Here is a 23,084-nt window from a genome sequence, read left to right as displayed (position 1 = left end):
GGTGACCAGGGGAGAACAGCTATGGGGATTTCCGGTAGAGCCAAGTTAGCCATCGCGGGCGGGTCCACAGCCGCTGTTCTGGTTGCGGCGGTCGTCCTGCTGACCGGTGGCGACAAGCAGCCGCCGACGAAGCCCGCAGCCGCTCTCGGTGATCTCTCGTTCTCCTCGGCCGCGGTCTCGACCACGCCGTCTGTGGCCTCTTCCTCGGCCGCGACGACCAGTTCGTCCGCTTCTTCCTCGTCGAGCAAGGCCACTTCCTCGTCGCGCAAGCCTGGGGCGCCCGCGCCGAAACCCGCGATGCCGGCGCCGACGTCGCATCCCGTCGACATTCCGGTGCCTCCGCCGCCGCATCCGCCCGAGGTGCCGAACTGCACACCAACGTTGGCCGGCGACAACGCGCCCAAGGGCGACGTGAAGTCCGCTTTGCTGGCGGCCGCTGGGAAGCAGTACTGGACGAACGCGTCGAATCCGCCGTTGGTGGCGATCGACCCGCCGCCTGACGTGCCGCCGCCGGCCACGCCGCAGTTGGGTGGCAAGGCCGTGATCACGGTGCCGCCGGCGTTGATGCAGGCGATCGCGTGGCAGGAGAGCGGATGGCAGTCGGCCATCAAGGCGTGTGACGGCGGCCTCGGGACGATGCAGATCATGGACCCGACGGCGAAGTGGATGAACCAGCGGTTCGGCACGTCGTACGACTACAAGACGCTCGCCGGCAACACCGCCATCGGGGCCGAGTACCTGCAGTGGCTGATCGCGTACTTCGGTGAGAACAACTTCGGCTACCACTACGACATCACCGACCCGGATCTGCTCACGGCGGTGATCGTCGGCTACAACGCCGGGCCGGGCGCGGTGGTGTTCGCGAACGGGCACACCGTGGCGTCCAAGTACGCGAACAACGTCCGGGCGCTCATGTCGAGCCAGCCCTGGGGATGACACGCCGACACAACATGTGGGTCCCGTCGTGTCGAGCGACCCCATGTATTGTGCTCCGCAGAGCTGGTTCGGCCATCCATCCAGGGTGGTCGGGGTAACAGGGAACCCGGTGTGAATCCGGGGCTGCCCCGCAGCGGTGAGCGGGAACGACCGCCGTCATCAAGCACTGGACCCGGGTCCGGGAAGCGACGGCCAGTAGGTCCGGTTTTGTGTGCCCGCGAGTCCGAAGACCTGCCTGCTCGCCTGTCCGCGCGGCGGGCAGGTGTCTTCCGGCCCCGAGGGTGGGCGCGGCGACCCTGTGGGGTCCTCGCGCGCCCTGAGACTCGCGAGGAGAGAGTCGTGACGGTTTCCGCGCCGACGATGCGCGTGCGCAAACGCAGTGGCGCTTTCGAACCGGTCGACGTGGACAAGATCGTGCGTGCCGTCCAACGGTGCGCCACCGGTCTGTCCACTGTGGATTCCAATCAAGTGGCGACCAGGACCATCAACGGTCTGTACGACGGCGCCACCACCGAGGAACTCGACCGGCTGTCCATCCAGACCGCGGCCGAGCTGGTCGCCGAAGAGCCGGAGTACTCCCGGCTGGCCGCGCGCCTGCTGGGCGCGTACATCGACAAGGAAGTACGCGGCCAGGGCGTGCATTCCTTCAGCCAGAGCATCGCGCTGGCCCACCGTGAAGGGCTCATCGGCGACAGCACCGCCGCCTTCGTGTCCACGCACGCGCGCAAGCTCGACGACGCCGTCGACCAGGACGGCGACAACCGGTTCGAGTACTTCGGGCTGCGCACGGTCTACGACCGTTACCTGCTGCGGCACCCGCACACCCGTGCCGTGGTCGAACGCCCGCAGTACTGGTTGTTGCGGGTGGCGTGCGGCCTGTCGCACACACCGGCGGAGGCGATCAGGTTCTACCGGCTGATGTCGTCGCTGGCCTACCTGCCCAGCTCACCGACGCTGTTCAACGCCGGCACCCGGCACACCCAGATGTCGTCCTGCTACCTGCTGGACTCACCGCGGGACGAGCTCGAATCCATCTATGAGCGGTATGCCCAGATCGCCCGGCTGTCGAAGTTCGCCGGCGGCATCGGCGTGCAGTGGTCCCGGGTACGTTCGCGCGGCGCGTTGATCCGTGGCACGAACGGTCACTCGAACGGCATCGTGCCGTGGCTGCGCACGTTGGACGCCTCGGTCGCCGCGGTCAACCAGGGCGGCCGGCGCAAGGGTGCCGCGTGCGTCTACCTGGAGACCTGGCACCCGGACGTCGAGGAGTTCCTGGAGCTGCGGGACAACACCGGCGAGGACGCCCGGCGCACGCACAATCTCAACATCGCCAACTGGATCCCGGACGAGTTCATGCGCCGGGTCGAAGCCGACGCCGACTGGTCGCTGTTCGACCCGGACGAGGTTCCCGAACTGCCCGACCTGTGGGGCGACGACTTCGACCGGGCGTACCGCGCGGCCGAGGAGGCGGGTCGGGCCGTACGTACGGTCAAGGCGCGTGACCTGTACGGCCGGATGATGCGCACCCTCGCCCAGACCGGCAACGGCTGGATGACGTTCAAGGACACCGCCAACCGCACCTGCAACCAGACCGCGGCTGCGGGCAACGTCGTGCACCTGTCCAACCTGTGCACGGAAATCCTGGAGGTGACGAGCGACGCCGAGACCGCTGTGTGCAACCTCGGCTCGGTCAACCTCGGCGCGCATGTCGTCGAGGGTGCTGTCGACTGGGCTCGGCTTCGGGAGACGGTAAGGACCGCGGTGACGTTCCTGGACCGCGTGATCGACATCAACTTCTACCCGACCGACCAGGCCGGCCGCTCCAACCCGCGCTGGCGGCCGGTCGGCCTGGGCGTGATGGGCCTGCAGGACGTGTTCTTCAAGCTACGTCTGCCGTTCGACGCGCCGGAAGCTGTCGAGCTGTCCACCCGGATCGCCGAGGAGATCTACCTCACCGCGCTGGAGACGTCCGCCGACCTGGCCGCCTCCGCCGGGGCGCACCCGGCGTACGCGGAGACTCGGGCTGCTCGTGGCCAACTGCAGCCTGACCTGTGGGGCGTGACGCCTACCCAGACGGCGAGGTGGGAGGCGTTGCGGGAGCGGGTGGCCGAGCACGGGTTGCGTAACTCGCTGCTGGTCGCGGTGGCGCCGACGGCGACGATCGCGTCCATCGCCGGGTGCTTCGAGTGCATCGAGCCGCAAGTGTCCAATGTGTTCAAACGGGAGACGCTGTCCGGGGAGTTCCTCCAGGTCAACTCGTATCTCGTGGCCGAGCTGAAACGCGAAGGGCGGTGGACCGAGGAGACCCGCACGCGGCTGAAGCGCGACGAGGGCTCCGTGCAGGGAATCCACGGCCTGTCCGCGGACAGCAAGCTGCTTTTCCGTACCGCGTGGGAACTTCCGCAACGAGCCCTGATCGACCTCGCCGCCGCGCGTGGCCCGTACATCGACCAGAGCCAGTCGCTGAACCTGTTCGTGGCCGCGCCCACCATCGGCAAGCTGTCGTCGATGTACCGGTACGCCTGGCAAGCCGGCCTGAAGACCACCTACTACCTGCGGTCCCGCCCGGCGACCCGGATCCAGCAGGCCACGGTCGCCGTTGAGGCAGTCGCCTGCTCCCTGGAAAACCCCGAGACCTGTGAGGCGTGCCAGTGACCGTTCGCAACCAGACCCTGCTCGACCCTGGCATGGACCTGACCCTGCGACCCATGCGGTACCCGCTGTTCTACGACCGCTTCCGGGACGCCATCAAGAACACCTGGACGGTCGAAGAGGTCGACCTGCACTCCGACCTGGCCGACCTGGGCAAGCTCACCGACGCGGAACGGCACCTGGTGAACCGGCTGGTGGCGTTCTTCGCGACCGGCGACACGATCGTCGCCAACAACCTCGTGCTGAACCTGTACGAGCACGTGAACGCGCCCGAAGCCCGGCTGTACCTCTCCCGGCAGCTGTTCGAGGAGGCCGTGCACGTCCAGTTCTACCTGACACTGCTGGACACCTACCTGCCGGACGACAACGAGCGGGCCGCCGCGTTCGCCGCGGTCGAGAACATCCCGTCGATCCGGGACAAGGCCGAGTTCTGCTTCAAGTGGATCGACTCGATCGAACACCTGAACCAGTTGCGCACCCGCGACGACCGCCGCGCGTTCCTGCTGAACCTGATCTGCTTCGCGGCCTGCATCGAGGGGCTGTTCTTCTACGGCGCCTTCGCGTACGTGTACTTCCTGCGCTCCCGTGGGCTGCTGAACGGGCTGGCGTCCGGGACGAACTGGGTGTTCCGGGACGAGTCCATGCACATGGCGTTCGCGTTCGACGTCGTGGACGTGGTGCGGCGGGAGGAACCCGACCTGTTCGACGACGAACTGCACGCCCAGGTACGGCAGATGCTGCGCGAGGCGGTGGACGCGGAGACCCGGTTCGCCAAGGACCTGCTGGTGCAGGGGGTGGCCGGGATGTCGTTGGCGGACATGCGGTCCTACCTGGAACACGTGGCCGACCGGCGGCTGCAGGCGCTCGGCCTGGCCCCCGAGTTCGGCTCGAAGAACCCGTTCGCGTTCATGGAACTGCAGGACGTCCAGGAACTCTCGAACTTCTTCGAACGCCGCGTCTCGGCCTACCAGGTGGCCGTCAGCGGAACCGTGAACTTCGACGAGGACTTCTGACGTGGGGGCTGGCCCCGCCCGCGGGCGGGGCCAGCTCGGTCTCACGCGCCGCCGGGTTGGGTGACGCCGTTCACTTTCAGGGTGTAGGACGCGTACTGGTTGATCGTCTCGGTCGGCTCGTCGTAGGCGACCACCGCGACCACCTTCGGGAACACCGACAGCAACGCCACCTGCAACGGGTTGAGCTTCAGCGACGGCTTGCCGTTGAAGTCCAGCTGCAGGGCCACCGAGTGGTTCTCGTCGATGCCGATCAGGCGGACGTTCCAGTTGTGCACGTCGGCCGGCTTGATCTGGGTCGGGGACTTGAACGACGCCAGGCTGGTGCCGTCGCTGACCTGGGTGCCGCCGATCGTCACGTCGTCGACCTTGAAACCGCCCTCGTTGGTGCCGGCGTCACTGACGTACTTGAAGCCGAGCAGGACGGTCTTCCCGGCGTACGCCGACAGGTCGAACGTGTGCGGTTCGAACCCGTTGGTCGTGCCGTTCAGGCCCGGCCCGAGCGGCGCGTCCCCGGTCTTGTCGCCCTTGACGGCCGTGTAGGTCGCGCCGCCGTCGGTGGAGACCACGACGTAGGCGTAGTCGAACCCGAACTCGGCGCCGTACTTGGCCTGGAAACGCAGGGTCGGGTCGGTCGTCGGCACCGCCACGGACGTCACCGCGGTGGCGTTCAGGTTGCTGCTGTTGCCCGACCACAGCACGGAGTTGCCCGGCCGGTCCGGGTCGTTGGTGACCAGCGACCACGTCAGCGGCAGCGGCGGCAGGGTGCGGACACCCTCGAACGTGATCGAGCGCAGGTCGCATCCACGCAGGACAGTCCCGTTAGGACCACGCAGCTGCACGAAGTCCGCGCCGTTCGGGCCGGCGCCCGGGGTGGCGTACGACGTCGGGTTGGCCAGGTTCACCGTGGACCGGACGCTCTTCGACGTGACCCGCGACTTCGGCACACCGAGCATGATCCCGCCGCGCTCACCCACGATCTTGTCCAGCAGCACACTGGACTGGTAGTCGTGGATGACCTTGTACATGTCGTTCTCGCCCTCGGCCGCCAACTGGGCCTGCAGGCTGGCCAGGCCCTGCAGCTTGCCGTCCCGGTGCAGGCGGGACATGATGTCGTCGCCGAACCGGTCGTGCAGGTACAGCATGAACTGGTAGGCGTTGCCGTAGTCGGCCAGGACGGCGTTCGGGTTGCTCGACTCGCCCCACAGGTTCAACGAGTTCTCCGCGCCGCCGCAGTCCCGCGGGTTCGGGTTGTTCGGCGTCTGCACGGTCGTCCAGCCCTGGAAGCACATCAGGTGGCCGTCCGAGCCCGGGTCGTTGATCGTGTTCAGGCCGTTGGAGTAGCCGACCATGTTCATCGCGAAGTCCGACAGGCCCTCGTTCATCCACAGGCCCTCGAAGGGGTCGGTGTACGAGTGCAGCAGGTGCTGCCACTCGTGCGCGAACGTGCCCTCGTAGGACCACGGCTTGGCCGGGCGGCTGGTGCACAGGTCGCTGGTCGGCTGGTTCGGCGGGGTGGCCGTGGTCCGGTGTGCCCAGTCGAAGACGTCGATGTTCATCACGTTGCGGTCGAACAACTCGTCGTAGCCCTGGGAGAAGAACCCGGCGGTGTACGTCGGGCGGGCCGGGAAGTTGTAGTAGTTGTCGTCCCGGATGTTGTCGACCAGCGTGACGGTCTTGTCACCGTCGCCGGTGTAGACGCCGCCGTTGCCGTTCGCGTCCGGCTTCAGGATCGCGTGCGTCCCGTCCCGGCCCGGCGGCGTGGAGAAGGCCGCGGTCTCCTTGGGGTAGATGTTGTTGTCGAACTCGCTGATGAGTTCGTTGACCTGCGCGTCGGTGACGTCGGTCGTGCCGGGGATCTGCGCACGGCAGTCGCCGGCCGGGAAGGCGCGGTCGTTGGCGACCCACACCTCGATCTTCTTGCCGACCCCGCGCAGTGTGTAGTCCTTGCGGTAGTCCTTCTGCTGGACGTCGTCGGACCCGAGCCACTGCCGGACGGTGCCCACCGGCGGTGTCGCCGAGGGCGCCAGGGCGGTTTTCGCCTTGGGACTGTTCGGCTGATACCTGTACTGTCCCTCAACGGGCTTGCCCTCCAGGGTGAAGTTCTTGCGAACCATCTCCCTGGTGTCACTGGTCACCGGTCTGTCCGGCGCCGCCGCGGCGTGGGTCGCCGGGAGCGCGACCACGAGGGGCAGGACGAGGATGGCTGCGGCTGCTGCTCGGCGGCTGCGGGCCATGGATCCCCCTTCGCTGTTCGAATGAGACAGGACATTCAAACATCGGGTCATCCGCTTTGGTATCGGCAGTTTGGCCGGACCTGTGCGGATGGACAGGCTATCGCGGACGGAAAACACTGTTGTACTCCTTTGTGGACAGCCCGGCGGCAGGTGATCAAGTTCACCCGGAGGGAGGACGCTCCCGGCCACGAGCTGACCGAACAGGGCGCTCGGCCGCCGTTCGGAGTAGCCCCGCGCACCGGGGCGTACCAGGCGAGATATGTTCGCGTTTGTTGACAGATGCCTGTCTTGACTCGCTACTGTCGGGTGCGCACTGTGACGTAGCGAATCGCTGGGGGTGATCACAGGTCCACACACCTTGCGGCCGGGGGGCCACTGGTGTTTCAGCCGACCAAGACATACAAGCGGATCATTCCTGGGGGGAAGGATTCCATAACAATGTCACACCACGGAGGGGTGGCAAGCTGGACCGACTGTTCCGAGGAGCGGGTGCTGATCGACTCGCTGCTGCCCGCCGACTCACCCCGGTTGTGCGGGGAGAGTCAGGAACACGCTCGGATACTGGCCGCGTCAGAGGCGGTTCTGCCACCCATTGTCGTACATCGCTCGACCATGCGCGTCATCGATGGAATGCATCGTGTACGCGCCGCCGCGTTGCGCGGTGAAAACGAGATCCTGGTCCGGTTCTACGAAGGCGACGACGATGACGCCTTCATCATCGCGGTGGAGACGAACATCGCGCACGGCTTGCCGTTGTCGTTGGCCGACCGAACCGCGGCCGCGACCCGAATCGTGGTCGCCCGGCCGCAGTGGTCCGATCGGCGGATCGCCGCGGTGACCGGGCTGGCCGCGTCCACCGTCGGCGGGATCCGCCGCCGTTCAACTGAACACGGGGAACAGCCGAACAACACCCGGGTCGGCCGGGACGGCAAGGTTCGGCCGACCGACCGCACCTCCGGCCGGTTGCGCGCCAGCGAGTTCATCAAGGACCGGCCGAAAGCGTCCGTCCGGGAGATCGCGCGGGCCGCCGGTGTCTCGCCGGCCACCGCGTTGGACGTTCGCAACCGTTTGCGGGACGGGTTGAGCCCGGTTCCGGACGGCAAGTCAGCGGTGTCGAGGAAGTACCCGGCGCCGCGCTCCCCGCTCGACCGGGAGATGCCCTCGGTGGTGGACTCCGGAATCGTGCTGCAGGACCTGAAGAAGGACCCGTCCCTGCGGTTCACCGAGATCGGCCGGGCCCTGCTCAGGTGGCTGGACACGCACACGGCCGGCCTGGAGATGTGGAAGGAGCACGCGGACAACATCCCCGCCCACTCCAAGCAGGCCATCGCGCGCCTGGCCCGGCAGAACAGCGACGCCTGGACGGAACTGGCCGTGTACCTGGAGCGGTACCGCAAGACACCTCGATAGCCCGCCGCCGGGGGTGCCTGCGTTCGCGGACGTGGGCATCCCCGGCCCGGATCCGCCTGCGGGCACTGTCCAACCGCTGATCGGTGCCCGCTGCCCTGCCGAAATACCGCTTACGATGTTTTCCCAGCTGGCGGCGGTGCAGAGCGCCGTCACTGACGGTAGGGGATGACCGAGCGTGTTGAGGCTGCTGGGTCCGCTCGAGCTGGTCGTGGACCGGCTCACGGTGGACGTCGGCGGCCCACGGCAGCGCGTCGTGCTGGCGATGCTCGCGTTGAACGCCAACCGGGTCACCACGGTCGACCAGCTCGTCGACGCCATCTGGGACACGTCACCGCCGTCGACCGCGCGGGCGCAGATCCAGACGTGCGTGTCCGCGTTGCGCAAGCTGATCGGCGCCAGCACGTACATCCGGACCCGGCCGGCCGGGTACCTGCTGGAGATCACCGGCGACGACCTGGACACCGAGGTGTTCGCCACCCTGCTCGGCCAGGCCCGGGACCAGGCCGACGCCGGGCGGCTCGACCAGGCCGCGGCCACGCTGCGGACCGCGCTGGGGCTGTGGCGTGGGCCCGCGCTCGCCGGTGTTCCCAGCGATCTCGTCCAACGCGGGGCCGCGTTGTTGGAGGAGCGCCGGCTCGCCGCGCTGGAGGAGTGCGCGCGGCTCGACCTGGCGCTCGGCCGGCACGAGCGGATCATCGGCGAGTTACGGTCCTTTGTGGATGAACATCCGCTGCGCGAACGGCTCTACGGCCTGTTGATGCTCGCGCTGTACCGCTCCGGGCGGCAGGCCGAGGCGTTGGAGGTGTGCCGGCGCGCGCGGACCATGCTCGTCACCGAGATGGGCATCGAGCTCGGCCAGGAGCTGCAGGACCTGGAACACGCGATCCTCAACCAGGACGGCACCCTGGCCGCGCCGGCGAAAAGCCGTGAACCGCCGGAGGAATCCGCCGTGCGGCTGCTGGTCGTGCCGCGTCAGCTGCCGGCCAGCATCGCCGACTTCACCGGCCGGGACGCGGACATCGCCGAGATCAAGAACCGGCTCGGCGGCGCGGGCGAGCAGTACGCGCTCAGGATCGTCGCCATCTCCGGCAAGGGCGGCGTGGGCAAGTCGAGCCTCGCGATCCGGGTCGCGCACGAGGTCGGCGACGACTTCCCGGACGGCCACCTGTACGCCGACCTCACCGCGGCGGGCGAGGACCCGGTCGTCGGAGTGCTCGCGCGTTTCCTACGCGCCCTTGGGGTTTCCGGCTCCACGATCCCGGACGACCCGCGCGAACGCGAGGACCTCTACCGCAGCAAACTCGCCGGCCGACGCGTGCTGGTCGTGCTGGACGACGCCACCGGCGAGGAGCAGGTCACGCCGTTGCTGCCGGGCAGCGCGACCTGTGCCGTGATCGTCACCAGCCGGGCCCGGCTGAGCGGGCTGTCCGGCGCGTCCTGGATCGGCGTGACCGTGTTCGACGTCGGCCAGTCGCTCGACCTGCTCGACCGGATCATCGGCCGCGACCGGGTCCGGGCCGAGCCGGCGGCGGCGAACGAGCTGGTCAACCGCTGCGGCGGGCTGCCGCTGGCGTTGCGGGTCGCGGGCGCCCGGCTGGCCGCGAAACCGCACTGGCGGCTCGACTTCCTGGTCCGGCGGCTGGCCGACGAGGCCCGGCTGCTCGACGAGTTCTCCCATCACGGCCTGGAGCTGCGGGCCAACATCGGCCTGACGTACCGGATGCTGAGCAAACCCGCGCAACGGCTGTTCCGGCTGTTCGCGTTGCTGCGCGCGCCCGACTCGCCCGCCTGGACGGCCGCCGCGCTGCTGGACACCACGCTCGACCGGGCCGAGGACGTGCTGGAGGACCTGGTCGACGCCCAGGTCCTCGACACGGTCGAGTACCCCGGAAGCCCCCGGCTGCGCTACCGGTACCACGACCTTGTCCGCGTGTTCGCCTGGGAACAGCTGGTGGCGACCGAAACCGCGACGGAACGTGACGAGGCGCTCGGCCGGGTGTGCGGCGCGTGGCTCGCGCTCGCGGAGAGGATGCACCGCAAGGACTACGGCGGCGACTACACGATCCTGCACGGGACCGCGCCGCGGTGGCGGCCGGCGGACTGGGCGGACATCGACGCGGTCGCCAACCCGATGGAGTGGTGGGAAAGCGAACGCGTCGCCGTGGTGACCGCGGTCTGCCAGTCGGCGCGGGCCGGGCTGCACGAGCTGTGCTGGGACCTGGCGTTGATCTCGGTGGACCTGTTCGAGGCCAAGGGGTACTTCGACGACTGGCGCGAGGTCACCCAGATCGCGCTCGACGTCACCGAGGCCGCCGGCAACCGCCGGGGTGTGGCCGCGATGACGTACTCGCTGGGCACCCTGCACATGTTCCAGAAACGGCTCAGTGAAGCCGAAGAGTGCTTCACCCGCGCGCACGAGATGTTCACCGCTGACGACGACACCCATGGATGTGCGCTCGTGCTGCGCAACGTCGCGTTGGTGGACGGGTTGCGCGGCAACACCACGGCGATGCTGCGGAAGTACACCGAGGCGTTGGCGATGATGCGGCTGGTCGGCGACCGGATGGGGGAGGCGCAGATCCTGCGCAGCCTCGCCTCCCACCACATCGAGGTCGGTGCCGTCGCCCTCGCCAAGCGCCTGCTGGACGAGGCGTTGGCGATCTGCCTGGACGTGCGGTGCCTGCGCGGCGAAGCCCAGGTGCTGTACCGGTTCGCCGAGCTGTACACCGGCACGGACCAGCTAGAGTTGGCGCGGCACACGCTGAACCGGGTGCTGCTGATCGTGCGGGAGATCGGCGACCGGATCGGCGAGGCGTACGTGCGGTACAGCCTGGGTGTCGTCCGTCATCGCGAAGGCCGTCTCGACACCGCGAAGACCACGTTGGTGCACGCGTTGTCGCTGGCCAGGGGCCTGGGGGAGCGGCTGGTCGAAGGCCAGACCCTGTACGCGCTGGGCGAGTTGGAGCTGGCCTGCGGCGCGGACCCAGCCGCGGGCACGTACCTCGCCGCGGCCGGCGACCTGTTCGCCGACCTGGGATCGGCCCACTGGGAGGCCCGGACCCTGGTGCTGCTCTCCGAGGTGCACGCCAGCGCGGGCGACCGGGAAGCGGCCAGGGCGGACATCGAACGGGCCCGGCAGCTCCTGCTGGCCATGGACTCCCCGGAGACCCAGCGCTGGCTCGCGCACCTGGAGCGGACGCGAACCGCGCTGCTCACCGGCGAAACCGTGGATACCCCTTAAGGCGTGGTGCAGGGCAGGACCCAGTGCATGTCGTCGCACGACGACGTCTCGCTCGCGCTGGCCGTGCCCGGCGCTGTCGTGAACACGACCAGGAACGCCGCGAGCGCGATGGCCGAACCGGTCAGGAACTTCACGAGCGTCCGGGTGATCGACATAGGGTCCTCCGCGTTCTCGGGGTGATGCGTACATGGGACGCCTCGCCGCCCTCGATCCGCTGGTCAGGCGCTCTCGATGGGCCAGTAGCGGATCGATAGAGCTTCAGGAGAGCGCCACGGGAGGTTGGCCGGGCTGCCAGACAAGCCGAGGAGGGCGTGATGGCCGGCCCGGTCACCCAGTTCGCCGTCGACGAGCTGTGGCGTGTGCTCGACGATGTCGACCCGGTCGACGTCCTCTCCGGCGAGCTGTGCTCGACACCGCTAAGTGCGTTCCCTGCTGAGGTGTCGCGTGCGGTGCGTGCCGCCGCGTTCGCCGTGCTGGCGGGACGCGTGATGCTCGTTCCCGGTGCGGTGACCGTCGGTGTCATCGGCTCCGGCCTGGCCGCCGAACTCAGTGTGTCCGTGATCGCGCGGCACCTGCCGGATGTGGTGCACGTTGCCGTCCACAAAGGACATCTGGGTGCACGTGTCCAGGACCAGCTCGACCTGGACGGCATCGACGTGGCTGTCCCGGGCGAGATCTCGGACGCCGTGTTCGGCGCCAGCTTCGTCGTGGTGACCGACGCGCTGGCCACCGGCCTGCCCCGACGCCTGGCGAAGGGGGCTGTCCTCGTCAACACCTCCGGTGTCGACGTGCCGACCCAGGTCGACCAGGTCTACGCCGCGGCCGACCTCCGCCAGGTGCTCGCCGGCACCCGCCCAGGGCGGCGGCGGATCGACGACGTCGTGCTGGTCGAAGACCGGTTCGACGCGGTGTTGGCCGATTACTCGTCCGCGAGGAGAAAGTCCGGATGACTTGGTACCGAGACGCTGTCCTGCGCCTGTTGGTCGCCGGCAGTGTCCTCAACAGCGTCGCGTTCTTCGCGACCTTGCCGTTCCTCAGTATCTATCTCGCCGAGATCTCGACGTTGTCCGGGCTGGCGATCGGCGCGGTCGTCGGCAGTGTCGCGCTGATCGCCTCGCTCGGCGGGTTCGTCGGCGGAATGCTGTCCGACAGGTTCGGCGCGGTCGCCCTGATCCGGGCGGGCGTGCTGCTCAACTGTGCGACCGGGCTGGCGTTGGCGATGGTGCACGACGTCGGGCTGGTGATCGCGCTGACCGGTCTGCTCGGTGTGGGACGGCTGCTGACCGAGCCGTCGATGAAGAAACTGATGTCGGTGGCGGCCGACGGCACGGACGGCTCGGTGTTCCGGATCAGGTACGTCACGCTGTGCCTGGGCGCCGTCGTCGGCCCGCTGCTCGGCGCCGTGCTGTACGCGGTCGACAGCCGGCTGATCTTCAGTGTGCCCGCGGTCGTGTTCGCCGGGTATTTCCTGCTCCTGCAACGAAATCTGGCTCGTCTGCGGTCGGTCGACGCGCACGAGGGCGACGAGCGCGGCCGGCTGCGGGACGCGGTGAACGACCGACGGTTGTTGCGGATCATCGCGGCGGGGTTCGTGCTGTTCCTGGTGTTCTCCCAGTTCGAGTCGATCCTGCCGCTGTACGTCAGGTCCGTGCGAGGACCGGACGCGGTGACGTACTTCTCGATTCTGCTCGCCGTCAACGCGGCGCTGGGCATCGTCATGCAGTTCCCGGTCGCCCGCCTGGCCCGCCGGGTGTCCGCGTCGAGGATGGCCTTCATCGGCTGCGTCGGATTCGCCCTGGCGCTGCTGCTGTTCCGGATGTTGCCGGCCAGCGCGGTGTTGCCGTTCGTAGGTGTTCTGGTGTGGACAGTCGGCGAGGCGGTGCTGTTCCCCATGCCGGACATGGCCATCCACACGTTCGCGCCGAACGGGCGCAAAGGTGCCTACTTCGGCCTGGCCGAGGTTCGGTACCTGGGGTTCTTCCTGGGCCCGGCACTCGGCGGCGGCCTGCTCGGCATCAGCGCCACCACGTACTTCACCACCATGGCGGTGGTCATCTTCGGCACCTGGTTGTTACTTGGGAGGAACCATGAACGAACTCCTGATCGCCCATCGAATCCCACCGAACGTGACGCCGTTGCGCCAGTGGCTGGCTGAAGTGGCGTCCCGGACGAACGTGTTGACCAGCAAGGAGATCTACCCGCACTACGCGGGCGACTTCGCCGGCACCCACGCGATCCCGGACTACCTTGACGACATCGCGTTCGAGCAGACCGTGGCCGAGATCGTCCGGCACCACCCGATCACCAAGCTGATCCACGTCACCGAGGACGACATCCTCCGCTGCGCTCAGGCACGCGACCGTTACGACCTGCCCGGACTGCGGTACATCGACGCGTTACCGTGGCGGGACAAGTACCACATGAAGCGCTTTGTGCGGTGGACCGGCGTGCCCACGCCCGAGTTCGCGGCACCTTCGTCCATCGTGGACGCCGAGGTGTTCGCCAGGCGCGTGGGCTATCCCGTGGTCGTCAAGCCGCGGCTGGGCTTCGCGTCGCGTGGGGTGAAGGTCGTCCACGACAGCGCCGGATTGCGTGAGGCCGCTTCTGCCTGGGATGTGGACGACGTGCTGATCGAGTCGTACACTCCGGGCTTCGTGTACCATGTGGACGGTTTCATGCACGACGGAAAGCCGCTGTACGTCTCGGTTTCCCGATACCTCAACGACTGCATGGCCTTCCACGACGGCCTTCCGCTCGGCAGCGTGCAGCTGGACCGGGACAGTGAGAACTTCCAGCGGGTCGCGCGGTTCGCCGAGGAGGTCATTCCGGCGTTGCCGCCGGTCGACTTCAGCCCGTTCCACCTTGAGGTGTTCCACACGCCCGACGACGAACTGGTGTTCTGCGAGATCGCGTGCCGGCTCGGCGGCGCGCACATCATGGAGTCGTTGACGTACGCCACCGGCGTCAACCCCGCCCAGCTGTGGATCCGCCACCAGGCCGGCCTGGTCGACGGGCGGACGGTGGCGGTCAAGGACCGCGGCAACCGGTACGGCTGGCTGCTGGTGCCGCCGAAGACCGGTGTGCTCACCGGGATCGACGAACCGACCGGGTATCCCTTCATCAAGGACTTCATCGTCAAGGCGCCCATCGGGAAACGCTTCGACGGCGCGCACGCCAGCACCGACTCGTTCGTCGCCTTCGTGGTCGAGGGCACGGACAGCGCGGACCTCGAACGCAACATCCGTTTCTGTAGCGAACTGTCGAACACATTGGGAAGGTGGGCGACCTAGAAATGCTCGATTTCGACTTCTCCGGCACACACGTCATCGCGGACGTCTACGACATCGAACCCCAGGCCGTATCGGACGAGTCCCGCATTGTGGCCGCACTGGCCGAGGGCATCACGCGGTCCGGCGCGACGATCTGCGGGATGCAGACCAAACGGTTCGAGCCGGCCGGTTTCACCGCCATGTTCCTGCTGTCCGAGTCGCACGTGTCCGTGCACACCTATCCGGACCAGAACTCGCTGTTCTTCGACGCGTTCACCTGCGGATCGCGGTGCAACCCCGAGCGGGTGATCGACCACCTGATCGCCGCCCTGGGCGAGTGCAGCCACCGCGTGGAGATCATCAAACGCGGTGGCCCCGGCGAGATCTACACCCGGACCGCGGCCTGACCCCCAGTCTTTCCAAGGAGAATTCCGATGCGGCTCAACCACGGCGACACCCTGATGAAGTTCGACCGCCAACTGCCGATCTACAACTGGCTGTACCCGTTGAAAGGCCAGGAGACCGAGACGATCCGGTTCCGGGACGCGCACACCAACTTCGACGCCACGCCCATCCGGTCCCGTGGCCTGTACTTCCACATCCCGTTCTGTGAGACCATTTGCACGTTCTGCATGCTCAACCGTGGGTTGGGCGCGGAGGGCGACGAGGCGATCGAGAAGTACACCCAGGCGCTGATCAAGGAGATCCGGATCAAGGCGACCTGGCCGGAGATCACGGCCGTGCCGCCGCGGGTGATCTGGTTCGGCGGCGGCACCCCGTCGATCCTCACCCCGGACCAGATCCGCCGGATCGGCCGGGCCATCCGGGAGTCGTTCGACCTGTCCCGGCTGGAGGAGTGGACGATCGAGATGGAGGTGAAGAGCGTCACCGCCGAGAAGGCCGCGGCGTTCAAGGAGATCGGTGTCACCAAGGCGCGACTGGGCCTGCAGACGTTCGACCCGCGCTACCGCAAGCTGTTCAACATCACCGCCACCCTGGACGGCACGTACGAGGCCGTCAAGATCCTCGGCGAGCACTTCAAGTACCGCAGCTTCGACATTCTCTACGGGATGCACGGCCAGACCATGCGGGACTTCGCCGAGGACGTGCAGAAGGCGATCGAACTGGGCACCGAGTCCTGTGAGTTCTACCCGATCAACCACCTCGTGACGCAGAACTCGCTGCACACCGGCTACCAGGGCGCGCGACTGCCCGCACTGCCCTATGTGGACAAGATGGCGATGTCCATCTTCGCCAACAAGTACCTGCGCCAGGCCGGTTTCCGGCTCTACAACGGGCACGGGTACGCCCGGCTGGAGAACCCCGAGCAGGAGAGCGACTTCGTCTCCAGGCGTTACTCGAACAAGTACCACGAGTACTGCTGGGCGAACTGGGACGACGACCTGATCGGCTTCGGCGCGTCCAGCGTCAGCCAGTCGCTGGACTGGACCGTGATGAACGACGAGAGCCGCACCGGCTACACCAAGAACCTGCTGGACAACGACGACATCAAGGTGAAGGTCACCCGCGCCGACCACGTCCCGTACGAGCGCGGCCTGGTGCTGCAGCTGCCGTACCACGGGAAGCTGGCCAAGAGCCGGATCGACTGGGACCGGATCCCGGGCGAGGTCACCGAGCGGTTCGGCGAGCTGCTCGCCGAGGGCATGTTCGTGGACAAGGGCGACGAGTACGCGATCACCGAGCTCGGCTGGACCTGGTACGTGAACATGATGTACTACATGTCGCCGCGCGCGGACCAGAAGGTGCTGGACGAGTTCGTCGAGCGCCGCTCGGCCAACCAGGGCATCACCGACGGCGACCGGACCATGATCCCGCTGCAGATCGCCGCGTGAGGCAACCGTGACCACTTTCCTTTCCTCCCAGCATGAACGGGTCTGGCAGCTGGGCCGCCGGTACATCGCCGGGCTCGTCCCGGCGGACGCGACAGCTATCGCGTCCGCGCTCGCCGGCCAGTCGGTCGCGGCCAACATCGGCTGGCTCACCCGCGTGGCCACCGACCAGCACACCGCGGCCGACAACAGCCGTCGCTACCGGCGGCTGGCGGTGTCGCTGGCGCAGCAACCCGTCGGCACGTGGCTGGAGGTCGACCTGCCGCACATCGGCCTCGAACTGTCCGTCCCGGTCGCGGTGAAGCAGTTGCGGCTGATCGCGGCCGGGCTGCCGGCGGGCCGGTTCATCCAGGTCGGCGCGGAGGACAGCGACCAGACCGACTCGGTTCTGGCGACTGTGCTGGCCGCGCGGCGGGCCGGGGTGCCGATCCGGGCGACGGTTCAGGCGAACCTGCACCGCAGCCCGGACGACGTGGCCCGGCTGACCGAGGCCGGTGTCCCGATCCGCTTGGTGAAGGGCGGTTTCCTGGAGCCGGCCGAGCGTGCGCTGCCGTCCGGGGCCGAGACCGATCTGGCGTTCGTGGTGCTGGCGTGGCAGATCATGGGCGAGGGCACCGGGTTGACGCTGGCCACGCACGACCCACGGATCCAGTCGATGATGCCGCCCGAGGTTCCGGTGGAGATGCTGCTGGGCGTCCGCTCCGAGGGCGTCTCGTCGATGGCCGCCGAGGGGCGCCAGGTGCGGCTGTTCGTGCCGTTCGGCACGGCGTGGTTCGACTACCTGGCCAAACGGGTGTCGGACGCGGAGAAGGCCGGGGTGACGCTGTGACCAGTGCCGTTGTGAACACAGTCCAGGAGCCGCTGCGAACCCTCACCGGTTCCGTGGTGCTGGTGGACGGGGTGTTGAACGGGCGGCCGTTCAAGAAGGTCTGCGCTGACGCGGGACTCCCGGTCGTCGGGGTGTACACCATCGAGCGGTGCAGGCTGGACGCGATGGCCGCGGATCACGCGTCCGGTGACGCAATGGCCTTGTACGACAACGGTTCCGTGGACATCACGGCCTGTGTCACGGGCAGGGTGGCCGCGGTGATTCCTGCTACGGAGCCGGCTGTGCACCGCGCGGCGTTGCTCGCCCGGCACTGGGGAGTGCCAGCGAACTCCGTCGAGACCGCGTACGCGTGTCGGGACAAACGGGCCATGCGCCGCCGTGCTTCCGCTCGGGGTCTGCGTGTGCCGCGGTTCTTCGCGGTACGTGACGTCAAGGACATCCCGGCCGCGGTGCGGCGGGTCGGGTTGCCGGCGATCGTGAAGCCGGCCACCGGCGCCGCCTCGCACAACGTGATCCTGGTCCGTGGCCCGGCCGACCTGGACCGGGTGCGCCGGGCGCAGCGGTACGACCTGTTCGGCGGCGTGATCGACGAGTGGCTGGTGGAGGAGTACGTGCGCGGACGGGAGTTCGCGATCAACACGTTCAGCTTCGGCGGCCGGCACGTGGTCGTCGACGCGTGGGAGTACCGCCAGCCCAGCGACGCCGACTACGACAACCCGTACTGGGACTTCGTCCAACTCGGCCCGCGCGACCAGATGCGCGGACGGCTGGCCCGGTTCGCCCGCCAGGTGCTGTCCGGTTTCGAAGTCCACATCGGACCCGCGCACATCGAGGCCAAACTCGGGCCGGACGGTCTGGTGCTGATCGAGATCGGCGCCCGGCTGCCCGGCGCCGGGATACCGGAGATGTGGGAACGGTACAGCGATCTGCGTGCGTACCAGGACACATTGGCCGGGTATCTCGGCCACGTCCCGAAAGTGATGGACTCGCCGCCGGTGTTCACCCACCGCGTCGGCATGTGTTTCATCCGCAACCAGGGACCACCGGGTGTCCTGCGACGGCTGAACGGGGTGGACGAGGCCGTCCGGATCCCGGGTGTGGCGGAGGTGATCACGCACTGGCATCCCGGTGACACCGTGCCCACCACCCGCGACCTGGGTACCGAGCTGGCCAAGGTCCGCCTGGCCGTACCGCCCGGTCTGTCCATTGTAGACGTCGCTGGTCGGGTTCGGGAGACCATCTCCGTGGACGTCGAGCCGGTCTGACGAGGTCAGGCGCCGAAGTACGCGGCGGGCGTGGTGCCGACCTCGCGGCGGAAGGCGGCGATGAACGCGCTCGCGGTGTGGTAGCCGACCTCGCGGGCGACCCGCGTGATCGGCGCGCCCGCACCGAGCAACGGCAGCGCGGCGTTGAGCCGTTCCAGCGTCCGCCACCGTTCGAAACTGCTGCCGGTCTGCTCCCGGAACCGCCGCGACAACGTGCGCGCCGAGGCCCCCACTTCGTGCCCCCATTCGGGCAGGCCGCGCTTGTCAGCCGGGTTGTCCCTGATGCCCATGGCGACTTTTCTCGCCTGCGGGTCGGTCGGCAGCACGGTCGGGATCGTGGTCACCGCCAGCGGGGACAGGAGGTCCCACAACACCGCGTTGGCCCTGTCCCGCTGCGCCGTGCGGGGCTTGGGCAGCCCGGCAAGGTGCGTGAGGAGCGGGCCGACAAGCCCGGTGGCGTCGACAACAGTGGGCCGGCTCCAGTCCAATGGGCACTCGTCCGGCTCGAAATAGAGCGACAGCATCGCGCACGGCGAACTCGGGGTCACCGAATGCGGAACACCACCCGGCATCCACAGCGCACGTGACCGCTGCACCACCCAGCGGCAGTCGTCCACCGCCATCACAAGCACACCGTCGGGCGCCCACGCCAACTGGTGCTGCGGATGGCTGTGCCACTTGATACCGGTCGTCGACTCCAACGGAAGCACGATGCTGGGCACGGCCGAACAGTCGATCGAGGGACAGTCGGCGGCCGGCACGACGTCCATGGTAGATCTTCGAGCCTAGATCCGGTTGGTGCCGGACACCGCGACGGACGTCAGGACCACCAGGCCGGCCGCGATCCAGAGCAGGCCGGACACCGTCACCGAGGCCACGAGCAGGCTGCCGAACAGCGCGCCGAGCGCGATCGCGAAGTTGAACATGGCGGTGTTCACGCCGGTCGCGGCCTCGATGCCCTGCGGCGCCGCCTTGATGATCCAGGTCTGCACGCTCACCGGCAGGCCGCCGAACGCGAAACCCCACAGGATCAACAGGATCGACCCGCCGACCGGGCTGCCGCCGAGGACCGGGAACAGCGCGAGGACGGCCGCGAGGGCCAGGCTGACCGCGATGATCGTGCCGCGTACGTTCCGGCCGGCCCACGACCCGGCGATCATGTTGCCGGCCATCCCAGCGAGGCCGAACCCCAGCAGCAGCGGGCCGATCGCGGTCGGGCTGACGCCGGAGATTTCCTGCAGGATCGGGCTGATGAAGGTGAACGCGCCGTAGTGTCCGGCCACCAGCAGGAAAGTGGCGAGCACACCGATCCGCACGGCCGGTGTCCGCAGCTGGTCCACCAGTGTGCGCAGCCGAACCGGTTCGGTCGCGGGCATCCGCGGCAGCAGCACCGCCAAGGCGATCAGCAGGACGAGCGCGAGGCCGGCGACGGTCGCGAACGCGATCCGCCAGTTGGTGAGCTGTCCGATGAACGTGCCGGCCGGCACGCCGAGGACGTTGGCCGCCATGGCGCCGAAGAAGATCAGGGACGTGGCCTTGGCCACGTGCGCCTCGGGCACCAGGCGGACCCCGAGTCCGGCCGCGAGCGACCAGAACCCGCCGATGCTGACCCCCAGGAACAGCCGCGCCACCATCAACACCGCGTAGCTCGGTGTGACCGCGGACACGACGTTGACCGCCAACGCCACCAGGATCAACCCGAGCAGGACCACTCTCCGGTCCGTTCGCCGGATCACCACCGGCAGCAGGGGTGCGGTGACCGCGGCGACCAGGCTGGACACGGTCACCATCAGGCCGACGGCGCCGTCCGAGACGGTCAGGCCGCCACCGATCGAGGTGAGCAGGCCCATCGGCAGGTTCTCGACGGTCACCACCAGGAACGTGCCCAGTGCGACGGCGATCACAGCGAGCCAGTTCCGCAGCGGCACCCGCTCCAACGGGACCGTCCCGACTTGGACTGATTCGACGTTCATCCCCAGAGTCCTCTCGGTCCTGATTGCTTAACGCTAAGATACTCTAGCTTAGTGCTAAGCGATGAGGGTGGGACAGTGAGCACGGTTACAGGCGACCTCGGTGTCTTCGGCGAGTCGTTGCGCTCCGCGCGGACCCAACGCGGACTGACCCTGCGGGAACTGGCCAGGCGAACCCACTACAGCCACAGCTATCTGTCCAAAGTGGAGAACGGGGTCAAGCGGCCGTCGGTCGAGCTGGCGCAGCGGTGCGACAAGGTGCTCGGCACGTGCGGCTCCCTTGTCCAGCTGGTCGGCCTCGGCGATCACGCGCCGCCCATGCTCGAGGACTGGCTGCGGCCCGCGCAGCTGCCGCCCGGACCGACCCGGTTCGTCGGCCGTACCGTCGAGCTGGCCGAGCTGACCAGGGCGTTGGCACCGGAGGTCGGCCACGTCGGCGCGGTGCCGCTGGTCGCCGTGGACGGGCCGCCCGGGGTGGGCAAGACCGCGCTGGCCCTCCGGTGGGCCCACCAGCACAGCAGGATGTTCCCGGACGGCGTGCTGTTCGCGGATCTCGGCGGCTACGGCGGAGACGTCCAGTCGCCGGAGACCGTGTTGAAGGAGTTCCTGCACAGCCTGGGCGGGCCGGTCGCGGCCGAGGTGTCGTTGGCGCCGGTGTTCCGGTCGGTCCTGCACGGCAAACAGCTGCTGATCGTGCTGGACAACGCGGCGGACGCCCAGCAGGTACGGCTTCTGCTGCCGGGGGCGCCCGGATGCGCGGTCGTGGTGACCAGCCGGCACCGGCTGCCCGGCCTGTCAGTGCGCGACGGCGCCCGGCGGATCACGATAACCCCGTTGGGAGAGCGTGATTCCGTGGATCTGCTCGCGCACGTCGCCGGGCAGGACCGGGTACGCGCGGAACCCGAAGGCGCGGCGGCGGTCGCCCGCGGCTGTGCCGGCTTCCCGCTGGCGTTGCGGCTGGCTGGGGAGCGGCTCACCGACCTGCCGGGCACCCGGCTCCGGGCGTTCGCCGCCGACCTGGCGATGGATGAGCACGGCCTGAACATGCTCGCCGTCCTCGGCGACCCCGGGTCCACCGCCCGTACCGTCTTCTCGTGGTCCTACCTGGCGCTCGATCCAGGTGACGCGCAGGTGTTCCAGCGGCTGGGCCTGTATCCGAGCGGGGAGATCAGCCCGGAGATCAGCGCGGCGGTCGCGGTCGAGGCCACCGGCTTGCGGCCCGAGGCGGCCGAACGGGTGTTGCGCCGACTCGCCGAAGCGCATTTGATCGAACCGGTCGGCCCGCATCTGTACAAGCTCTATAACCCGCTCCGGCTGTACGCGCGGGAAAGGGGCGGAGTTTGACGGATGTCGCTCCCGGACAGCGGTAGTTCACTTTATGTCACGGTCACCGTGGGCACCGGCCGGATGCGCTAGTCAAGCACCGGTTGGTTCCCGCGACAGTCACCAGGTCACCGGTTGTGCAATTGACGCCGACCTGACCACGATGCGTGGGATAATTCGACGACACGTGTCACCGCCATCGACGACATTAAGTGCCGTGGATCGGTTGTTCAGGGGAGGAAACGGGTGGCTGCGGAGTTATGTGAGGGAAACTCGTGTCGCGGTGGCGGACATCGCGCGCGCCGGGTGGTGACGGGTCCTCGGATCTGCCCGCGATGCGATAACCGGGTCACCGCTGATCTCGGACGATTACTGGACCTTTACCGTAGCTGTGAGAACCGGTTGACCGGCCGGCGGAGATATCAGGTCGGGCGGGTCCGGGGCGGGCGGGCGGCCGGCATCACGCTCGACGAGGACGTCATGGCGGCGCGGTCCGACATTCTCGCCGCGATGACGTCATGGGCCGCGATCGTGGTGAAGGAACGCGGCCTGCCGCAGCCGCCACCGCGCGGGTGCGCCGAGCTGGCCCGCTTCCTCGGCGGCCATGCCGAGTGGCTGGCCGGGCGTCCGGTGGCCCGGTCCATCGCCGAGAAGGCCGACGCGCTGGCGTCCGTCGTGCGCCGCGCCCTGCAGTCGGACCAGTCTGTTCGAGTGGACCTGGGGAGCTGTGGGCATCGCGGCTGCGACCGGACGGTGTCCGCGGTGATCGGCGAGGGCGGCGCGCCGGTGCGGTGTGCCGCCGGGCATGTTCTTCGTCCGGCGGAATGGCTCAAACGCGTCGGGAAGGCGACCCAGTGAACCACCACAGTCGGAAACGACGAAGAGTGGTTCCCACCGAACTGGCCGCCTTGGCCGCGGGGGTGACCGAGGCGACCATCCGGAAATGGGCGAGCCGGGGGAAGCTCACCCGGCTCGGCACCACCCGCCGGGCCGAATACGATCTTGACGAGATACTGCAGCTGGTCACCGAGAAGGACGTCGCGGACCAGCGGTCGACATCCATGACGCCGCCGGGAAACAGCGTTCCCTGAC

Annotated in this window: 19 protein-coding genes and 1 riboswitch; of the genes, 15 read left to right on the top strand and 4 right to left on the bottom strand. The window is 68.3% G+C overall.

Translation table 11 applies throughout. From position 1 onward, the window contains the following. Window positions 1-21: 21 nt before the first annotated feature. The 3 genes from EV192_RS11120 (at window position 22) to EV192_RS11110 (ending at window position 4,601) form a co-directional block, all read left to right on the top strand. On the top strand, window positions 22-936 hold the full coding sequence (locus EV192_RS11120; protein ID WP_132114059.1) for a transglycosylase SLT domain-containing protein: 915 nt from the start codon (window positions 22-24) through the stop codon (window positions 934-936). A 47-nt stretch (window positions 937-983) separates the two neighbouring features. Then, window positions 984-1,189, top strand: a riboswitch (cobalamin riboswitch). An 86-nt stretch (window positions 1,190-1,275) separates the two neighbouring features. Beyond that, window positions 1,276-3,591 carry a ribonucleoside-diphosphate reductase subunit alpha gene (locus EV192_RS11115; protein ID WP_243726774.1) on the top strand — a complete coding sequence of 772 codons (2,316 nt, stop codon included), beginning with the start codon at window positions 1,276-1,278 and terminating at the stop codon, window positions 3,589-3,591. Continuing rightward, complete coding sequence (locus tag EV192_RS11110; protein ID WP_243726773.1) at window positions 3,588-4,601, top strand: ribonucleotide-diphosphate reductase subunit beta; 1,014 nt, start codon at window positions 3,588-3,590, stop codon at window positions 4,599-4,601. Before EV192_RS11115 ends, EV192_RS11110 begins: the two co-directional genes overlap by 4 nt. 41 nt (window positions 4,602-4,642) lie before the next feature. Here the strand turns inward: EV192_RS11110 and EV192_RS11105 are convergent, their stop codons facing one another. Then, a complete protein-coding gene (locus EV192_RS11105) occupies window positions 4,643-6,835 on the bottom strand; it encodes a choice-of-anchor J domain-containing protein (RefSeq protein ID WP_132114057.1) in 2,193 nt (730 codons plus the stop codon). 438 nt (window positions 6,836-7,273) lie between these two features. On the opposite strand from EV192_RS11105, the gene EV192_RS11100 reads away from it, so the two are divergent. After that, window positions 7,274-8,245 (top strand): ParB/RepB/Spo0J family partition protein, encoded by a 972-nt coding sequence (locus EV192_RS11100; protein ID WP_132114055.1) that lies wholly within the window; start codon window positions 7,274-7,276, stop codon window positions 8,243-8,245. Between the two features lie 175 nt (window positions 8,246-8,420). Next, the gene (locus EV192_RS11095; RefSeq protein WP_132114053.1) at window positions 8,421-11,486 is read left to right on the top strand and encodes an AfsR/SARP family transcriptional regulator; all 3,066 of its coding nucleotides are present in this window, start codon (window positions 8,421-8,423) and stop codon (window positions 11,484-11,486) included. On the opposite strand, the gene EV192_RS53735 is transcribed toward EV192_RS11095, so the two are convergent. Next, window positions 11,483-11,641 (bottom strand): hypothetical protein, encoded by a 159-nt coding sequence (locus EV192_RS53735; RefSeq protein ID WP_165960335.1) that lies wholly within the window; start codon window positions 11,639-11,641, stop codon window positions 11,483-11,485. The two genes, EV192_RS11095 and EV192_RS53735, sit on opposite strands and share 4 nt — an antisense overlap. A 159-nt stretch (window positions 11,642-11,800) precedes the next feature. On the opposite strand from EV192_RS53735, the gene EV192_RS11090 reads away from it, so the two are divergent. The 7 genes from EV192_RS11090 to EV192_RS11060 are packed head-to-tail and all read left to right on the top strand — an operon-like array spanning window position 11,801 to window position 18,699. Next, the gene (locus EV192_RS11090; protein WP_132114051.1) at window positions 11,801-12,436 is read left to right on the top strand and encodes a hypothetical protein; all 636 of its coding nucleotides are present in this window, start codon (window positions 11,801-11,803) and stop codon (window positions 12,434-12,436) included. Then, the gene (locus tag EV192_RS11085) at window positions 12,433-13,641 is read left to right on the top strand and encodes an MFS transporter (protein WP_132114049.1); all 1,209 of its coding nucleotides are present in this window, start codon (window positions 12,433-12,435) and stop codon (window positions 13,639-13,641) included. The genes EV192_RS11090 and EV192_RS11085 overlap by 4 nt, the downstream gene beginning before the upstream one ends. Then, entirely contained in the window at window positions 13,574-14,776 is a 1,203-nt protein-coding gene (locus tag EV192_RS11080; protein WP_132114047.1) for an ATP-grasp domain-containing protein, read from the top strand. The genes EV192_RS11085 and EV192_RS11080 overlap by 68 nt, the downstream gene beginning before the upstream one ends. Next, the gene (gene speD, locus EV192_RS11075) at window positions 14,764-15,162 is read left to right on the top strand and encodes an adenosylmethionine decarboxylase (RefSeq protein ID WP_132114045.1); all 399 of its coding nucleotides are present in this window, start codon (window positions 14,764-14,766) and stop codon (window positions 15,160-15,162) included. Before EV192_RS11080 ends, speD begins: the two co-directional genes overlap by 13 nt. Window positions 15,163-15,189: 27 nt before the next feature. Then, entirely contained in the window at window positions 15,190-16,608 is a 1,419-nt protein-coding gene (locus EV192_RS11070; RefSeq protein WP_132114043.1) for a radical SAM protein, read from the top strand. Window positions 16,609-16,615: 7 nt separating this feature from the next. Beyond that, entirely contained in the window at window positions 16,616-17,434 is an 819-nt protein-coding gene (locus EV192_RS11065) for a proline dehydrogenase family protein (RefSeq protein ID WP_132114041.1), read from the top strand. Next, a complete protein-coding gene (locus EV192_RS11060) occupies window positions 17,431-18,699 on the top strand; it encodes an ATP-grasp domain-containing protein (protein ID WP_132114039.1) in 1,269 nt (422 codons plus the stop codon). Before EV192_RS11065 ends, EV192_RS11060 begins: the two co-directional genes overlap by 4 nt. 5 nt (window positions 18,700-18,704) lie before the next feature. Here EV192_RS11060 and EV192_RS11055 read toward each other — a convergent pair whose 3' ends face one another. Both EV192_RS11055 and EV192_RS11050 read right to left on the bottom strand, forming a co-directional pair. Further along, window positions 18,705-19,469, bottom strand: coding sequence for an AraC family transcriptional regulator (locus tag EV192_RS11055; RefSeq protein WP_132114037.1), 765 nt, complete (start codon window positions 19,467-19,469; stop codon window positions 18,705-18,707). 15 nt (window positions 19,470-19,484) lie between these two features. Next, window positions 19,485-20,672, bottom strand: a complete 1,188-nt coding sequence (locus EV192_RS11050; protein ID WP_132114035.1) for an MFS transporter — start codon at window positions 20,670-20,672, stop codon at window positions 19,485-19,487. Between the two features lie 75 nt (window positions 20,673-20,747). Here EV192_RS11050 and EV192_RS11045 point away from each other — a divergent pair, with 75 nt between their 5' ends. The 3 genes from EV192_RS11045 (at window position 20,748) to EV192_RS11035 (ending at window position 23,083) form a co-directional block, all read left to right on the top strand. Next, window positions 20,748-22,013: an ATP-binding protein gene (locus tag EV192_RS11045; protein WP_207925982.1), complete on the top strand. Its 1,266-nt coding sequence runs from the start codon at window positions 20,748-20,750 to the stop codon at window positions 22,011-22,013. A 381-nt stretch (window positions 22,014-22,394) separates the two neighbouring features. Then, complete coding sequence (locus EV192_RS11040) at window positions 22,395-22,850, top strand: hypothetical protein (RefSeq protein ID WP_132114031.1); 456 nt, start codon at window positions 22,395-22,397, stop codon at window positions 22,848-22,850. A gap of 26 nt (window positions 22,851-22,876) precedes the next feature. Then, the gene (locus EV192_RS11035; protein WP_207925981.1) at window positions 22,877-23,083 is read left to right on the top strand and encodes a hypothetical protein; all 207 of its coding nucleotides are present in this window, start codon (window positions 22,877-22,879) and stop codon (window positions 23,081-23,083) included. Window position 23,084: the final 1 nt, after the last annotated feature.

The sequence above is a fragment of the Actinocrispum wychmicini genome (genome assembly GCF_004345645.1).
In the GTDB taxonomy this organism is placed as follows: domain Bacteria; phylum Actinomycetota; class Actinomycetes; order Mycobacteriales; family Pseudonocardiaceae; genus Kibdelosporangium; species Kibdelosporangium wychmicini.
The sequence above is the reverse complement of the archived record's forward strand: the minus strand, read 5'-3'. Positions and strand labels throughout refer to the sequence as shown.

Excerpts from the sequence above, each read along its gene's own strand:
- EV192_RS11120 (WP_132114059.1), top strand. The coding sequence starts at position 22 with ATGGGGATTTCCGGTAGAGCCAAGTTAGCCATCGCGGGCGGGTCCACA.
- EV192_RS11105 (WP_132114057.1), bottom strand. The coding sequence starts at position 6,835 with ATGGCCCGCAGCCGCCGAGCAGCAGCCGCAGCCATCCTCGTCCTGCCC.
- EV192_RS11100 (WP_132114055.1), top strand. The coding sequence starts at position 7,274 with ATGTCACACCACGGAGGGGTGGCAAGCTGGACCGACTGTTCCGAGGAG.
- EV192_RS53735 (WP_165960335.1), bottom strand. The coding sequence starts at position 11,641 with ATGTCGATCACCCGGACGCTCGTGAAGTTCCTGACCGGTTCGGCCATC.
- EV192_RS11090 (WP_132114051.1), top strand. The coding sequence starts at position 11,801 with ATGGCCGGCCCGGTCACCCAGTTCGCCGTCGACGAGCTGTGGCGTGTG.
- EV192_RS11085 (WP_132114049.1), top strand. The coding sequence starts at position 12,433 with ATGACTTGGTACCGAGACGCTGTCCTGCGCCTGTTGGTCGCCGGCAGT.
- EV192_RS11080 (WP_132114047.1), top strand. The coding sequence starts at position 13,574 with ATGAACGAACTCCTGATCGCCCATCGAATCCCACCGAACGTGACGCCG.
- EV192_RS11070 (WP_132114043.1), top strand. The coding sequence starts at position 15,190 with ATGCGGCTCAACCACGGCGACACCCTGATGAAGTTCGACCGCCAACTG.
- EV192_RS11055 (WP_132114037.1), bottom strand. The coding sequence starts at position 19,469 with ATGGACGTCGTGCCGGCCGCCGACTGTCCCTCGATCGACTGTTCGGCC.
- EV192_RS11050 (WP_132114035.1), bottom strand. The coding sequence starts at position 20,672 with ATGAACGTCGAATCAGTCCAAGTCGGGACGGTCCCGTTGGAGCGGGTG.